The sequence below is a fragment of the Thermus sp. genome (genome assembly GCF_040290245.1).
GTDB lineage: Bacteria > Deinococcota > Deinococci > Deinococcales > Thermaceae > Thermus_A.
In genome coordinates this window covers 24,007-38,779 of sequence record NZ_PSMQ01000005.1, presented here as the reverse complement: position 1 = coordinate 38,779, position 14,773 = coordinate 24,007, and the positions used below count along the sequence as shown (strand labels likewise).

Here is a 14,773-nt window from a genome sequence, read left to right as displayed (position 1 = left end):
CCGCCTCGAGGCGATCCGGAACAACGTCTTCGCCGGGATCCAGTTCGACCCCAGCGGGGCGGGAGGCTACACGGTCTTTTTGGACTCCGACACGAGCTTTGGCCTCTCCCCGGGCGACCGCGTCCTGCAGAAGGTCCTCTTCGGCCAGGGAGACTGGGCCCGGGTTCGGCTTAAACTTGGTGCCTCCTTCTCCGCGGGAGAGCAAACCGCCCCCAGCGCGCCCGTCACCCTCCTCTTCGACCCCCGGGGCATCCCGCAGGATTTTCCCGGCCTCACCGTGGTCCTGACCAACCCCCAGGGCACCTACACCAAACGGGTGGAGATCACCCCGCAAGGGAGGGCAAAATGAACCGTCACGGCCTTAGCCTGATTGAACTCCTCATCGCCCTCAGCGTGGTCGGCCTGGCCTTCGCGGCCCTTCTTTCCAGCCAGCTCTCGAGCCTGCGGGCCTCCGACCGGGCCAGGATGGCCTCGGACACCAAGGCCTTCGCCGTCTCCGTTCTGGAGCGAAGGTCCGCCGAGGTCCTGAAGACGGAGACCGTGGACGATAAGAGTCCCTACCTGGACGAGGCGGGAACGGGCCGGAGCTTCTACTTCATCGACTACTACTACGGCTGCCCCAGCCTCTACCTCCCGCCCCGCACCTTAGGCATCCGGACCGTCCTCAGGAACGTGGTCTGCAAGGGTCGGGAGACAAGCCCGGATGGCATCCAGGCGGCCTGGAGCATCCTGGGAGAGTCCAGCACGCCCAACCCCCAGTACAACCCCCAGGGCATCCGGGCCGAAGGGGTGGTGACGGTGGTGGTCACCGCCCGCCACCCCAGAGGCTCACAGGTCACCGTGGGCCGCCGGGTCACCTGCTACGACGTCTACCCCTCACCCACCCACGACAAACCCCGGCCCTGTCCCAACCCGGGAGGAGGTCGGCCGTGAAGGAAAAGGGCTTCACCCTCCTGGAACTCCTCGTGGCCATGGCCCTTTTGCTTTCGGTCCTTGGGGTGGCCTTCACCTACTTCCAGGCCACGCTGGACTCAACCCGGCGCGCGCAGGCGAAGAGCGAGCTTCAAGACCGGGTGCGGATGGTGATGCAGGTGGTCGCGGGGGACCTGCAGATGGCCGGGGCCCGGTACTGGACCCAGGGCGCCACCAGCCTGGGCTTCACCCTGGTGGGGGCCCTTTCGGGAACGGATGGTGGGGTTAAGGACACCCTGACCGTCCGCTACGTAACGAGTCTCAGGGACCAGAACTCCGCCTGCCGCCGGGTGGACTACGGCTTTAACGGGGACACCCTGATGAGAAGCGACGTCAACATTACCCCGTCCTCAGGGACGGACTGCCAGGAGGGTGACCCCAGCCTCCAGCCCCTGGCGGAGGGGATTCTGGCCCTGGACCTCCAGTACCTCTGCAGCAATGGGGTGGCCCAGAACACCCCGGACTGCGGCCCTTCCGCCTACCCCCGCTCGGCCAGGGTGAGCGTGGCGGGGTACAGCCTGTCAGTGTTCGCTTCGCGAAGCAACGATCGGGTGCGGTCGGGAAGCAACTCCCAGACCCTCACCACCGTGACCGGCCAGACGCTCGCCTGCCCGGCCGGACGGATCTGCTACGCCCTGACCCAGGAGGTCTTGATGCCCAACCTGAAACCGGTCCAGTAGGAGGGAGAATGAGGAGCCAAAACGGTATCGCTCTGGTAGTGGCCCTCGGGCTTCTTTTGGTGATGAGCGTCCTGGCCGTGGGGGTCTTCTTCACCACCCAGCTCGAGCTCTGGACGACCCGCAACGACACCACCTCCGTCCAGGCCTTCTACGCCGCGGAGGCGGGGGTCCAGAAGTACAAGGCCGCCCTCTTCAACCAGTACATCTGGCAGGAGCAGGCCCTTTCAGGGCCCACCCCGGCGAGCACGGCCTGCTTCTCCAGCTTCGCCAAGGGGATCGACTGGAACCGAAACGGAAGGATCGACCCAGGCGAGGACTTCGCGGGCGGCAGGATGACCCTGGCCCGGGACGAGCCCGTCTACGACGCGGACGGAAACCCGGTGGGCTACGCCACCGTGGAGCTCTACCCCTCGAATAACCCCAAGACCTACACCCTGGTCTCCTACGGGACCGCCGGCGGGGCAAAGGCCCGGGTCCAGGCCACCTTCTTCATCGAGACCTCGAGCCCCTTGAACCTGGCCATCTTCGCGGGGAGCGGGGCGGCCAACAAATGGCTGAACGGGGGGGCCACCATCCGGGGCGGGATCTACGTGGAAGGAGACCCAAACAATCCAGATGGGCAGGTGATCTCCGCAAACGGAAACTTCGCCCTTTACAACGAGTACGACCTCACCCAGTACCCCGGCCTGGCGGACTTTATCAGCCCGGCCAACCAGAAGGCGGAGGATCTTTGCGCCACCTTAAGGGTGCGCTGGGGCCAGGTCTCCGTGGGGGGGAGCACCCAGATCGGCACCCCCCAGAACAAGCTCAAAGGGGTCTATGTGGGCCGGGGAAGGAGCGATATCCAGGGACAGAACGTGGACGTCTGCCAGAGCAACAAGGGGGTCTGCACCGAGGCCCTGGGCCCCTTTGACCTCTCCGACCCCCCCCCCTTCCCCACCCTGGACGGGCCCGGGGGGTGTGGGGGGAGCCTCTCCTGGCGGGACTGCCTGAGAAGGGAGGCCAGCCTCCGGGTGACAAGAGGAGCGCCCATCATCGACATCATCGGGTGGCCCCTTGGGGCGATCCCCTCTAACCCCCAAAGCTGCATCCAGGCCTTTGCCGGGAAGACACTCACCTTGGGCAACAGCGCCGTGGACTGCTCCTACACCCTGCCCACGGGCGAGAGGGGTGGGTTTAAGTACACCCCAGGAAGCCCGGGAACCCTTGAAGTATACGGAACGGTGGTCCTGGAGGGATACGACGTGGTCCTGAGGGGGGATCTGCGCTACCGGGCCCAGACGGGAAGCACGAAGAACGCCGGCCTCGCGGTCCTCGCCCAGGGGGGCCAGGGGGGAAGCCTGGAGATCGGTGGGACCCTCCTTCCGGACCCCAGCCTGGGCCGCTTTCCCGAGCAGGTCCTGGGCCTGGTGGTCGAGAAAGACGTCTACCAGAAGGGTAGCCGCGTGACCGCGCCCATCTACGCGGGAGGGACTTTCCGGATCGTCCATAAAAACACCCTGGTGGGGTCGGTGATCACCAACCAGTTCTGCACCACGAGCGCGGGGGGCCAGACGAACTGCAACGCGGGCCAGAGCGCGGAGATCGTCTTCGTGAACACTACCGGGAATAGGCCCCAGGCCCTGAAGGCCATCGATCAGCTTGCGGGGCGGTTCACCTTCCAGGTCCTCTCGTACGAAAGGCGGTAGCTTTCACACCTCTTTCACACTCATGGGCCACCCTGCTGCTTCCCGAAGGGAACACCGAAAGGATGACCCCCCAAATGGGGGGGTTGCCGCTGAAGAAAAAGGGCGTAAAATAGCTTGAAGGGGGGTGAGAAGGGGAGTGAGATCGGTTTTAGCAGGTGGATAGGCTCAAGGCACTCATGGTTGCTTCGCGGAGCGGTCAGCCGTCAGGCTACGTTCACCACCGAGTTGCTTCGCGAAGCGAATACCGAGACGCGCCTATACCATAATCGGCAATCGGCGCGGTAAACCTAAGGAGGGAAGGAGTATGCGGAACGCGAACGGCTTTACCCTGATCGAGCTCCTGATCGTTATCGCCATCATCGCCATCCTGGCGGCAGTCCTCATCCCGAACGTCCTGAACGCCCGTAAGCGGGCCAACGACCAGGCGGCAGCGGCCTACGCCCGCCAGGTGGCCACCTGGCTGGCGGCGGCGGATACGGCTGGGGTGAAGATCTCCGAGATCACAGATTGCAAAGACCAACGCTTGCAAAGCGAAGGGGCGCCCGCCGACTGGCCCAAGGCTGTGAAGGACTGCACAATCTCTTACGACGCCAACACGAGCCGGTCCACGGTTACGGTCACCTCGGTCAACGGCACCGTGATTACGGCCGTCTACTAAGCGGGGATAAAGCAGCAGGGGCCGGCCAGGTTGCTTCGCGGAGCGGTCAGCCGTCAGGCTACGTTCACCACCGAGCTGCTTCGCGGAGCGAACACCGAGAGGCCGGCCCCCCTTTTCCAAGGGTGCCCCATGGACCACCGGTTCTTCTACTGGCTCTTTTGGACCAGCGCCCTCCTATACCCCTTTGTCCTCTGGCCAGGCCGCTTTGGGGCGGCCTGGGTCAACCCCGAAGAGGTCTGGATCTTCCCCAAAGTGGTCTTCCTGCTCCTAGTGGGTGTCCTGGGAATGGTAGAGGGCAGAAGGGCCCTAACCACCCCCTTCGGCCTCCTCATGGCCCTCTACCTGGGCCTGGTCCTCCTGTCTTCCTTCCGGCCCCTCCTCACGGATGACCCCACCTACACCCTCCTGGGTGGCGAAGGACGCATGGACGGGCTCCTTTACCAGATCGGGCTCGTCCTCTTTGCCCTTTTGGCCTTCCGGGTCTTCCAGAAGGAACCCCGTGGCTTCAGGGCCTTCTCATACGTCCTCCTGGGCTCCACCGCCTTTCAAAGCCTCCTCCTCCTCCTGCAGAGGCTTGGCCTGGAGCCCATTGGCCCCCTTCTCAGGGGACTGCCCTATGAAGCGCCTGTAGGCACGGTTGGCAACCCGGGTATGGCCGCTGGCCTGCTCCTCCCCGGGCTCCTCCTGGGACTCGGCCTCTGGTTGGAGCGAAGTGCTCCCCGAAGGGGACACCTCAAGGACCGTTTTTCCTTCCTCTTCTTCCCTCTGACTGCCCTGATGGCCCTTGGGCTGGGGGTAACTTTAAATCGGGCTGGCCTCCTTGGGCTCACGGTCGCCCTGGGCCTCTGGCTCCTTCGCCAGCGAAGCCTCCACCTGGCGCTCACAGGCGCTCTGAGCGTCCTTCTGGCCCTCTCTGCGCCCACCCTCATCCCGGACCGGCAGGGCTTCTCTAAAGAGTTTTCCAACCCTACAACCGGCTTCACACGGCTCCTTATATGGAAGCTGGCCTGGGAAGGGATACGCTCCACCCCCGGTCAGCCTCTTCTGGGCGGAGGGCCGGATGCCTTCCGGGTGGCCCTCCTCACCCGCATCCCCTTCGAGCGGCTTCTCGAAGAATACCGCCTGGAATACGGTTGGCCCAAAGGGGCAAAGGCGAAGGAGATCAAACCCCTCTGGACCTCCCAGGATCCCCTGAGGAGCCGGGCCTGGCTTGTCCTCTTTGGAAACTGGCGTGACGAAAGGACTGGAAAGCAGGCCAAGATCCTGAGGGTATACCTCGATAAGGCCCACAACCTCTTTCTGGACCGCTGGCTGAGCTACGGCTTGTTTGCTGCACTCGTCTGGGTTTACCTCTACCTTGGCGGGGCCCTAAAGGCATGGGGAGATACACCCCTGCGGCAGGCCCTGGCCACCGGGCTTATCGGGCTTTTTGTCTACTACCTGTTCTGGTTTCCCGTCCCCCAGGTCGAACCCCTGCACGCCGCCCTGATTGGGGCCGCCTTTGGGCTTTCGAGGAGGGTGGAACTACCAGGGTCCCCTGGCCCGGTCTAGAAGGAGGAAGAGAAAACCGGAAAGGGCCATAAGGAGGAGGGCTATGGCCAGGGCCTCCTCGTAGGGTAAGGCCCCGGGCCGGCCCAGGCGCTCGTAGATGGCCAGGGTGAGGGTGGTCCACTCGGGCCGCCAGAGGACCAGGCTCACCCCGAACTCCCCCAGGACCGCCGCCAGGCTGAGGGCCGCCCCCGAGCGCAAGGCGGGCCAAAGGAGGGGAAGCTCGGCCCGGAAAAAGGCCCGCCAAGGGGTAGCCCCCAGGACCCGGGCGGCCGCCAAAAGGTCCCTGGGAAGCCCCCTGAGGGCGGGCAAAAGGACCCGGGCAAGAAGGGGGTAGGCGAGGAGGGCGTAGGCGGAGACCAGCAAAAAGGCCGAGCCCCGAAGCCCGGGGTAGGCCAGGAGGTAGCCAAGCCCCACCGCCACCGGCGAGACCAGGAGGGGAAGAAGCCCCAAGAGCTCCAAAAAGCCCCGCCTCCGGGCGGAAAGGGCGTAGGCCAGGCCCAGGAAAAGGGCAAGGGAAAGGCTTAAAAGGGCAAAGCGGAAGGTGTTGACCAGGGCGAGGGGGAGGGGGGTAAAGTCGTTCGAGCGCCAAGCGGAGGCCAGGGCCCCCGGGTGGAAGGAGAGGAGGAGGGCCAAAAGGGGGGCGTAGAGGAGGAGGAAGAAGACTCCAATCCCAAGGCTTAAGGCCCAGGGCCTATGGGCAGGAAGGAGACGGGGAGAGGCCAGGGGGTAGGCGGGAAGACGGGTGTAGAGGAAGACGGCGAGGCCTAAGGTGAAAAGCTGGAGGAGGATGAGCCCCGCCGCCTCGGGGAAGGCCAGGCGGTAGGCCAGGAGGGTGTAGACCTCCACCTCCAAGGTGGCGTAGGCCTGCCCCCCCAGAAGGAGGGGAAGGCCGAAGGCGCTGAAGGTGTAGAGGAAGGTGAGAAGCCCCCCGCCCAGAAGCCCCGGGAGGAGGAGGGGGAGGCCCACCCGGAAAAAGGCCCGCCAGGGGGTGGCCCCCAGGGTGCGCGCCGCCTGGTAGGGGCCACTGGCCAGGGCCTGGACCAGGGGGAGGAGGACCCTGAGGCCCAGGCCCAGGTTGTAAAAGACGCTCCCCCAGAAGAGGAGCCAAGGGGTGCCGAAGAGGTCTACGCCCGTGCTCTCCTTAAGGAGGCCTCGAGGGCCCGCCAGGGCCAAAAACCCGAGAGCCACCACCGGGGTGGGAAGGACGAAAGGAAGGGTGGCCAGGGCCAGATAGGCCTCCCGAAGGGGAAACCGGTAGCGGAAGAGGAGGGCGAGGGGAAGGGAAAGGGCCATGACCAGCCCACCCGAGCCCAGGCCGTAGGCCAGGCTCCAGAGGTAGCGCCTCAGGTAGTACTCGTCCAGGACGCGGAAAACCCCCTCCCCCACCCCCAGGGCCAGGATGCGGAAAAGGGGCAGGAAGAGGGCAAAGCCCAGGTAGAGCCAAAGCAGAAAGGCCAAGGCCCCCCGTTACCTCCGGCTTCGCCGCACCTCCTCAGGGCTTTTACCCTGGAGGACGACCCGGGTCCACTCGTCTATCCAGCGCTCGCGGTTTTTGGCGATGAGGCTGGGGTCTAGCCGGACCGGGCCTATGGGCTCCGGGGCCCACTTAAAAACCTCAGGAAGCCGGGCGTCCCGCCGGGCGGGGTAGACCCACATCTCCGTGGGGATGTTCTCCTGGACGGGTTTGGAAAGCAACCAGTCCACGAACTTCCGGGCGGCCTCGAGGTTCTTCGTCCCCTTAAGGATGCCCACAAACTCCACCTGGAAGAAGGCGAGCTCGGGGAAGAGGTTCTCCGTAGGGGGTTCTTCGTACTTCCCCCCGGAGTAGTAGACCTCCGCCGCTGGGCTCGTGGTGTAGGAGACCACGATGGGCCGGTCCCCCTTGTACAGGGTGAAGTGGGTGTAGTAGGCCTCGCTCCAGCCCTTGGCCACCCGGACCCCTCCCCTAAGCCCCGCCCAGAAGTCCAGGTAGGCGTCCTCGCCAAACCGGGCCACGGTGGCCATCAAAAAGGCCAGGCCGGGGGAGCTCGTGGCGGGGTTTTCCACCACGAGGAGCTTCACATACTCGGGCCGGGCCAGGTCCTGGGGGGTTTTGGGCAGGGGGCGGTCCTTGAAGAAAGATTTATCGTAGTTAAGGCTCACGTAGCCGTAGTCCACGGGCAAGGCGCGCAGGCTGGGGTCGAGGAGGAGGGCCGAACGGAGGTTCCGGATCTCCGGGCTCCGATAGGGGAGAAGGAGGTCGGCCTCGAGGGCGCGGGAGAGGAAGGTGTTGTCGAAGCCGTAAAGGACATCCGCGATGGGGGCACCCTTGGAAAGGATGGCCTTGTTCAGCGTTTCCCCGGCATCCCCCCCTTTCAGAAAGCGGAGCCTTATGCCCGTGGTGCGCTGGAACTCCTCGATCAGGGCCTTGTCTAAGGAGAAGCTGGAATGGGTGAGGACGGTGAGCTCCTGGGCGAAACCAAAGGCCAGAAGGACCAGAAGGCTGACGAACCCTTTCATCAGTACCCCCCCTTGTCACCGGGAGGGGCCATGCCACCTTCCCTACGCCGGCATTACCCGGATCAGGTTCCAAGGGTCTCTCTCAGCCCGCCTGGGGCACCCCCGGTGACCTCCTTATTCTACTGCTAGGGGCACGCCCTCGTAGACCGCGTCCACCAAAAGGGCTTCCCCCTGTGCTTTCACGAAGCGAAACACCCTCAGGCAGGGGAGCATCACCTCCTCCCCCTCGCCAAAAGCCTCGAGGGACCAGGCCAGAGGGGTCTTCCGGTAGAGCAAAACCTCCTTCCGGGTGGTCTCCACAAGGAGGCAGCCCTCGAGGGAAGGAAGGGTCAAGTACCGCTCCTTCTTCTCCGAAAGGTCAATCCGCCGGGTGGTGGGGGAAAGGACCTCCACCCTAAAGAGGGTTAGGAGAGGGGCGGCAGACCACCATCAGGTCAGGGTAGTAGACGGTGTCTTCGGAAAGCCTCAGCCGGATGGTCTCCGTGTACAACTGGCAGGACTGGGCCCGGGCGGCGGGGCGGAGGAGGAAGACCAGGTTCCCCACCAGGAGGTTATGGGCTTTGCTGGCCCCGGCCATGGCGTAGGGGACCCCCTCCACCAGCTCGTGCCGCTCGGGGCTTTCTTCGTGAGCTTCCTTGTGGCCTCGCCCATCTAGACCCCCACCAGGCTGGAAAGGGCCGTGCGAATGGCGCGTCCGAAGGCCTCCGGGTCGTCGATCCAGGGAAAGTGCCCCGCCTCGGGGAGGACCTGGAGCCCCCCCTCCAGAAAGGCCATGGCTTCCTCCACCAGGGGGTAGCTGGTCCCATCCCTCTCCCCTACCACCACCTCCACCGGGGCCCGGAGGCCGGAAAGGTAAGGGCGGTAGTCCAACCGCCAAAGGCCGTTTTTCACAAAGGCCAGCCCCACCGCCGCCCGGTCCAAAAGCGCCGCCCCCTCGAGGAGCCACTCGTACTCCAGGCGGCCGTGGAGGCTCGGGAACATGAGGCGGTCAAACAGGGCCTTGGGGTCGGCCTTTGCCAAGGCCCGGGCCAGGTTGTCTTCAGGCCCCTCCCCCGGTTCACACCCCGCCGCCCGGCAGAGCTGCTGGGAAAGCCAGGGGAAACTCAGCCAAGGGCCGATGAGGAGGAGGCCGTCCACCTCGACCCTTCGCGCCACCTCCAAAGCCACAAGCCCTCCGAAGCCGTGGCCCAGAAGCCGGAAGCGCTCCAGGCCCAAGGCCTCCGCCAGGCCACACACATCCTCCACAAGGGCATCTATGGTGAAAAGCCGCGGGTCCGGGGGAAGCTCCAGGCTCCGCCCCGAGCCCCGCTGGTCGAAGTAGACCACCCGGTAGCCCTCCAGGTACTCGGAAAGCCCCTCCCGAAGGGGGTAGGCGCTTCCACCGGGGCCGTCGTGGAGGACGATGAAGGCGGGAGCGGAAAGGGGCCCGGTGTCCTCCACGTAAAGCTCCACCTCCCCCAGAGGGATGTACCCGATTTCCTCCCGCATCGGGTGTAGTCTACGCCACTTATGGGAAAAGCACAAGCCGGCGGCTGTTCACCAAAGCCGGTGATACCAAAGGATCTCCGCCGCCTCCTCCAGGCTGGTCATGAGGCTGTAGGCCTCCAGGAGGGCCTCCTCGGGCCGCTCCTTCTCGCTTTTGGTAAAGGCCCCGTGCCCCCGGAGGAGGCAGGCCCGGTGCCCCTGGAGGGCCTCGGCCACCGCAAGGGCCGCCTCCTCCGTGGCGGAGACGGTCCTTGGAGAGAGGACGGGTACCTTCGGGAGGTAGAAGCGGCCCTCTAAGTCGATGGGTTCTAAGGCCTCGAGGTGGAAGGAAAGGGCCACCGCCACCCGGGGATGGGCGTGGACGAGGGCAGTGGCCCCGGTCCTCCGGTAGACCTCCCGGTGGACGATGCTTTCCACGCTCGCCCCCTCGGGAACCTCCCCCTCCAGGGGAACCTCCAAAAGGTCCTCCGGGGTTAGATGGGCCTTCTGGACCCCGCTTTTGGTGATCAAAAACCCCTTGGGCGTCCGGACGGAGAAGTTCCCGGCGGTGGCGGTGATAAGCCGTTGGGCGAAGAGGTCCTGCCCCACCTGTTGGAAGGCCCCGAAAAGGCGCGCGAGCATGCCCGAACTTTCCGCCCTTAAGCCCCCTTCTCGGGCTGGAGGGGCCTGGGCCGCCGCTTGGGCTGGGCCACCTGGGCCTGGGCCTCCGCCTCCTTCCGGGCCTCCTCCAGAAGCCGGTAGGTCCTCTGGTCCACCGCCTGGGTACGGCGGACGAAGTCACTCCCCGTCCCCGCGGGAATGAGCCGGCCGAGGATGACGTTCTCCTTAAGACCGATCAGCTCATCCTTTTTCCCCGCGATGGCCGCCTCGGTGAGGACGTGGGTGGTGTTTTGGAAGCTGGCGGCGGAAAGCCAGCTCTTGGTGGAAAGCGCACTCTTGGTAACGCCCATGAGAAGGGGTTTCCAGGCGATGGGCACCTTGCCCTCGGCGATGAGTCTCTCGTTCATCGCCTCCACGTCCCACTTCTCCAGGACCTGGCCCTCCAAAAGCCGGCTCTCCCCGGGGTCGGTGACCTCCACATACTTCAGCATCTGGCGAACGATCAGCTCGATGTGCTTGTCGTGGAGTTTCACCCCTTGGGCCCGGTAGACCTTCTGGATCTCGTCCACCAGGTACCGCTCCACCGCCTCGGGGCCCTTGGCCTCGAGGAGCTGGTGGGGGTCCACCGCCCCACGGGTGAGGGGCTGGCCCGCCTCCACGTAGTCCTTGTCCTTCACCGTGAGCCGGGCCTCCTTGGGGAGCCTGTACTCCTTGGAGAACCCCTCCGCCTCCACGATGACGGACAGCTTCTCCTCGGTCTCCTCGATGCGCACCACCCCGTCGATCTCCGCGATGACCGCCTTGGCCTTGGGCCTACGGGCCTCGAAGAGCTCGATCACCCGGGGCAGACCCTGGGTGATGTCCGTGGCGGTGGCCACGCCCCCGGTATGGAAGGTCCGCATGGTAAGCTGGGTCCCCGGTTCACCGATGGACTGGGCCGCCACGATGCCCACCGACTCGCCGATGGAGACGGGACGGGCCATGGAAAGATCCCAGCCGTAACACTTCTGGCAGACCCCGTACCGGGTGCGGCAGGTGAGGGGGCTCCGCACCGGAACCTCCCGGACCTCCCCCTGCTCCGCCGCTTGGACGAGGAAGTGGACGTCCTCCAAGGAGAGGTAGTGCCCTTCGGGGAAAGAGCGGCCCAAGGCCGAGACCTCCCGGGCCAGGGTGCGGCCGTAAAGGCCGGACTCGATGTCCGACTTCTTGCGAAGCCGCATCTCCCGGGTCACCTCGTCCCGCTCAAAGAGGGGGATGGAGATGAAGTTGGTGCTCCCGCAGTCCGCCTCCCGGACCACGATCTCATGCGCCACGTCCACGAGCTTCCGGGTGAGGTACCCGGAGTCTGCGGTGCGCAGCGCGGTGTCCGCCCCCCCTTTACGCGCCCCGTGGCTGGAGATGAAGTACTCGAGGACGGTAAGCCCCTCGCGGAAGGAGGCCCGCACCGGCACCTCGAAGATCTCCCCCGAGGGCTTGGCCATGAGGCCCCGCATCCCGCAAAGCTGCCGGATCTGCTGCGGGTTACCCCGGGCCCCGGACTGGGCCATCACGTACAGGGGGTTGAAGGGGTAGTTCTCCTCAAAGTTCTTGAAGACCGCCTTGGTGACCTTCTCCGTGGTCTCGTTCCAGAGGTCCACGATCTGCCGGTACCGTTCCTCCTCGGTGAGGAAGCCCATCTCGTAGGCTTCCTCGATCTGGAGCAGCTTGCGGTCGGCCTCCTCCAGGTACTGCCGCTTCTCCCCGGGGATGACGGCGTCGTCAATTCCGATGGTGATGCCGCTGGTGGTGGAGAGGGTGAAGCCGTAGTACTTGAGGGCATCCAGGAGCCGGGCTGTCCTTTCCACCCCGAGCCTCAAGAAGGAGTGGTAGACCAGGTCCTTAAGGGAGTTCTTCTCTTGGGGAACGTCCAACTGGAGGAGCTCCAAGGCCAGCTTCTCATCCCCCACCGCCTCGGCCACGATGCGGGCAAAGAGGACCCGGCCCGGGCTGGTCTCCAAAAGCCGCCCATGGTAGCGGACCGTAACCACGTCCTGCAGGTCCACGAGGCCGTGGGCCACGGCGAGAAGGGCCTCGTCGGGGCCGGAGAAGATGAACTTGAGCCGGCCCACGCTCGTCTCCCTCCCCCCCACCAGGATGGGGGCGTTCAGGGCCACCTCGCCCTTCTCGTAGGCTTCCAAGGCCTCCAAGGGGGTGGCGAAGGACCGCCCCGCCCCCTGCTTCTCCCGGCGGAGCTGGGTGATGTAGTAAAGCCCCAGGATGATGTCCCGGCTGGGCTTGGCGAGGGGCTCGCCGGAGGCCGGGGAAAGGATGTTGTGGCTGGAGAGCATCTGGATGCGGGCCTCCGCCTGGGCGAAGGAGGAAAGGGGCACGTGGACGGCCATCTGGTCCCCGTCGAAGTCCGCGTTGAAGGCCTCGCAGACCAGGGGGTGGAGCTGGATGGACTGCCCCTCCACCAAGACGGGCTGGAAGGCCTGGATCCCCAGCCGGTGCAGGGTGGGGGCACGGTTCAAAAGGACCACCTTGCCGTGGATGACCTCCTCCAAAGCGTCCCAGACCTCATCCTTAATGTCCCGCTGGCGCTCGAGCATCCGCCGGGCCGACTTGACGTTGGGGGCGATGCCCTTCTCCTCCATCTTCTTAAGAAGGAAGGGTTTAAAAAGCTCCAGGGCCATGCGCTTGGGCAGACCGCACTGGTGCATCTTGAGCTGCGGCCCCACCACGATCACGCTCCGGCCCGAGTAGTCTACCCGCTTGCCCAGGAGGTTCTGGCGGAAACGGCCCTGTTTGCCGGAAAGGATGTCCGTGAGGGAGCGAAGCGGACGGTCCGACCCAGGGTTGGTCACCGGGGTGCCCCGCCGGCCGTTGTCCAGAAGGGCATCCACCGCCTCCTGAAGCATCCTCTTCTCGTTGCGGATGATCATCTCCGGGGCCCCTTGGGCCATGAGCTTTTTCAGCCGGTTGTTCCGGTTGATGAGCCGGCGGTAGAGGTCGTTGAGGTCGCTGGTGGCGAACCGGCCCCCGTCCACCTGGACCATGGGGCGAAGGTCGGGGGGCAGGACGGGGACGGTCTCCAGGACCATCCACTCCGGGCGGTTCCCCGAATCCCTGAAGGCCCGGACCACCTCGAGGCGCTTCCTGGCCTTGGCCCGCCTCGCCCGGGAGGGGTGTTTCATCTCCTCCAGAAGTTCCTTCTCGAGCTCCTCCAGGTTGAGCTCTTTCAAAAGGACCCGGATGGCCTCCGCCCCCATCCGGGCGTCTATGTCGTAGGACTCCACCACCCGGACCACGTTCCGGACAAGGTCCACCTCCACCCGGCCGTGGATCTCGCTTTTGACCCGCCCCCCGTCGGCCAGGGCATCCCCTGGGGAGACCCGGTCCCCGGTGGTCACCTCCACGTCCTCCTCAAAGGGGTAGACCCGGGCCTTCATCACCACGATGGAGGCGGGTTCGTGCAGGTGGACCACCCCCTCGGCCTCCGCGTGGACCTCCTCCTCGGGCTCTATGGCCGCCACCAGCTTCTCCCCCGGCTTGACCCGGGCCCCCTCCGGCACCAGGACGTGCATATGGGGCTGTAGGGGGTAGTCTTTGGGTTCGGTCCACTCGAGAAGGAGGGAGAGGTAGACCAGGCCCTTTTCCTCTTCGGCCTCCACCTCGCTGACCCGAAGGCGGCGGGGCAGCCGGAGAAGCCCCCGGCCCTCGGCCAGGACCGTCCCCTCCTCCACCTTCTCGCCCTTCACCACCATGGGGGTCATCCCCACGGGCAGGAGGTAACGGGCCACCACCTCCTCCCCCTGGGCAAGGGAGAGGAGGGCCCCCTCCTCCCATTCCAGAAGGTCCGCCACGCCCCCCTCCTGGGCCAGGAGGCGGTAGGGCTCGGAAAGCTCCGCGATGGGCTCGCCCGGCCGGTAGGCCTCTCGGTGTTCCCCCGACGGGGAAGCAACCTGCTCGATCCAGGCCTCGGCGGGGAGGATGAGCTGGGCCCTTTCCCGCCGGATGTACTCCACCCGGATCCGCCGGGGGAAGCGGTAGAGGACGATGCCGTCCATCCGGCTCGTAATGCCGGGAGCGAGCTCCTGGCCCTTCTCCACCTCCTCCCCATCCTTGACCAAGGCGTCCACCCCAGGCGGGATGGGGTAGGTCTCCTGCCGGCCGTAGCGGAGCTCCCGGTACTCCTCGTCCGTGAGGAGCTGTTTCTTCTGCACGGGGATGCCGTTTAAGGCCGCTCCCTTGGGGTCGATGACGATGTACTTGCCAAAGTAGAGGACCTGCTCAAGCTCGCTTGCGGAAAGGTCCAGAAGCGTCCCAATCCTGGAGGGGACGTCCTTGACATACCAGATGTGGGCCGCCGGGGTGGCGAGCTCGATGTGGCCCATGCGGTAGCGGCGGACGATGCTCTTGGTCACCTCCACCCCGCACCGCTCGCAGACCTTGCCTTCAAACCGTTGGCGCTTGTACTTCCCGCAGGCGCACTCGTAGTCCTTGATGGGCCCGAAGATGCGCTCGTCAAAAAGGCCGTCCCGCTCGGGCTTGAGGGTGCGGTAGTTGATGGTCTCGGGCTTCTCCACCTCCCCGTAGCTCCACTTGCGGATCTTCTCCGGAGAGGCCAGGCTGATCCTTACCTTGCGGACTTCCCTCTTCAT

General features: G+C 65.5%; 13 protein-coding genes and 1 riboswitch. Of the genes, 6 read left to right on the top strand and 7 right to left on the bottom strand.

The features are described 5' to 3' along the window. From C4301_RS01515 to C4301_RS01490, 6 genes are all read left to right on the top strand, one after another. Positions 1–349, top strand: a 349-nt coding sequence (locus C4301_RS01515) for a GspH/FimT family protein (RefSeq protein WP_352413358.1), incomplete at its 5' end; no start/stop codon positions are given. Further along, a complete protein-coding gene (locus C4301_RS01510; protein WP_352413357.1) occupies positions 346–933 on the top strand; it encodes a prepilin-type N-terminal cleavage/methylation domain-containing protein in 588 nt (195 codons plus the stop codon). The genes C4301_RS01515 and C4301_RS01510, both read left to right, overlap by 4 nt. Further along, on the top strand, positions 930–1,652 hold the full coding sequence (locus C4301_RS01505) for a PilW family protein (protein WP_352413356.1): 723 nt from the start codon (positions 930–932) through the stop codon (positions 1,650–1,652). The genes C4301_RS01510 and C4301_RS01505 overlap by 4 nt, the downstream gene beginning before the upstream one ends. 8 nt (positions 1,653–1,660) lie before the next feature. Next, positions 1,661–3,340 carry a PilX N-terminal domain-containing pilus assembly protein gene (locus C4301_RS01500; RefSeq protein WP_352413355.1) on the top strand — a complete coding sequence of 560 codons (1,680 nt, stop codon included), beginning with the start codon at positions 1,661–1,663 and terminating at the stop codon, positions 3,338–3,340. Positions 3,341–3,644: 304 nt separating this feature from the next. Next, a complete protein-coding gene (locus C4301_RS01495; RefSeq protein WP_352413354.1) occupies positions 3,645–3,998 on the top strand; it encodes a prepilin-type N-terminal cleavage/methylation domain-containing protein in 354 nt (117 codons plus the stop codon). A gap of 129 nt (positions 3,999–4,127) precedes the next feature. After that, positions 4,128–5,549: an O-antigen ligase family protein gene (locus C4301_RS01490; RefSeq protein WP_352413353.1), complete on the top strand. Its 1,422-nt coding sequence runs from the start codon at positions 4,128–4,130 to the stop codon at positions 5,547–5,549. Here C4301_RS01490 and C4301_RS01485 read toward each other — a convergent pair. From C4301_RS01485 to rpoC, 7 genes are all read right to left on the bottom strand, one after another. Then, positions 5,523–7,007 carry an ABC transporter permease gene (locus tag C4301_RS01485; RefSeq protein ID WP_352413352.1) on the bottom strand — a complete coding sequence of 495 codons (1,485 nt, stop codon included), beginning with the start codon at positions 7,005–7,007 and terminating at the stop codon, positions 5,523–5,525. The two genes, C4301_RS01490 and C4301_RS01485, sit on opposite strands and share 27 nt — an antisense overlap. Positions 7,008–7,016: 9 nt before the next feature. Further along, a complete protein-coding gene (locus C4301_RS01480) occupies positions 7,017–8,048 on the bottom strand; it encodes a thiamine ABC transporter substrate-binding protein (protein WP_352413351.1) in 1,032 nt (343 codons plus the stop codon). A gap of 21 nt (positions 8,049–8,069) precedes the next feature. Continuing rightward, a riboswitch (TPP riboswitch) is annotated at positions 8,070–8,162 on the bottom strand. Next, positions 8,163–8,441, bottom strand: coding sequence for a hypothetical protein (locus C4301_RS09945; RefSeq protein ID WP_503012375.1), 279 nt, complete (start codon positions 8,439–8,441; stop codon positions 8,163–8,165). Between the two features lies 1 nt (position 8,442). Then, entirely contained in the window at positions 8,443–8,646 is a 204-nt protein-coding gene (locus C4301_RS09940; RefSeq protein WP_503012374.1) for a Uma2 family endonuclease, read from the bottom strand. Positions 8,647–8,699: 53 nt separating this feature from the next. Then, positions 8,700–9,536: an alpha/beta fold hydrolase gene (locus tag C4301_RS01470; RefSeq protein WP_352413350.1), complete on the bottom strand. Its 837-nt coding sequence runs from the start codon at positions 9,534–9,536 to the stop codon at positions 8,700–8,702. 48 nt (positions 9,537–9,584) lie between these two features. Further along, complete coding sequence (locus tag C4301_RS01465) at positions 9,585–10,154, bottom strand: fuculose-1-phosphate aldolase (protein ID WP_352413349.1); 570 nt, start codon at positions 10,152–10,154, stop codon at positions 9,585–9,587. A gap of 17 nt (positions 10,155–10,171) precedes the next feature. Further along, positions 10,172–14,773, bottom strand: coding sequence for a DNA-directed RNA polymerase subunit beta' (gene rpoC / locus C4301_RS01460; RefSeq protein WP_352413348.1), 4,602 nt, complete (start codon positions 14,771–14,773; stop codon positions 10,172–10,174).

What these genes read in the sequence shown, in the direction of transcription:
- C4301_RS01480 (WP_352413351.1), bottom strand. Translation starts at nt 8,048, where the DNA reads ATGAAAGGGTTCGTCAGCCTTCTGGTCCTTCTGGCCTTTGGTTTCGCC.
- C4301_RS01465 (WP_352413349.1), bottom strand. Translation starts at nt 10,154, where the DNA reads ATGCTCGCGCGCCTTTTCGGGGCCTTCCAACAGGTGGGGCAGGACCTC.
- C4301_RS01510 (WP_352413357.1), top strand. Translation starts at nt 346, where the DNA reads ATGAACCGTCACGGCCTTAGCCTGATTGAACTCCTCATCGCCCTCAGC.
- rpoC (WP_352413348.1), bottom strand. Translation starts at nt 14,773, where the DNA reads ATGAAGAGGGAAGTCCGCAAGGTAAGGATCAGCCTGGCCTCTCCGGAG.
- C4301_RS01500 (WP_352413355.1), top strand. Translation starts at nt 1,661, where the DNA reads ATGAGGAGCCAAAACGGTATCGCTCTGGTAGTGGCCCTCGGGCTTCTT.
- C4301_RS01495 (WP_352413354.1), top strand. Translation starts at nt 3,645, where the DNA reads ATGCGGAACGCGAACGGCTTTACCCTGATCGAGCTCCTGATCGTTATC.
- C4301_RS01490 (WP_352413353.1), top strand. Translation starts at nt 4,128, where the DNA reads ATGGACCACCGGTTCTTCTACTGGCTCTTTTGGACCAGCGCCCTCCTA.
- C4301_RS01470 (WP_352413350.1), bottom strand. Translation starts at nt 9,536, where the DNA reads ATGCGGGAGGAAATCGGGTACATCCCTCTGGGGGAGGTGGAGCTTTAC.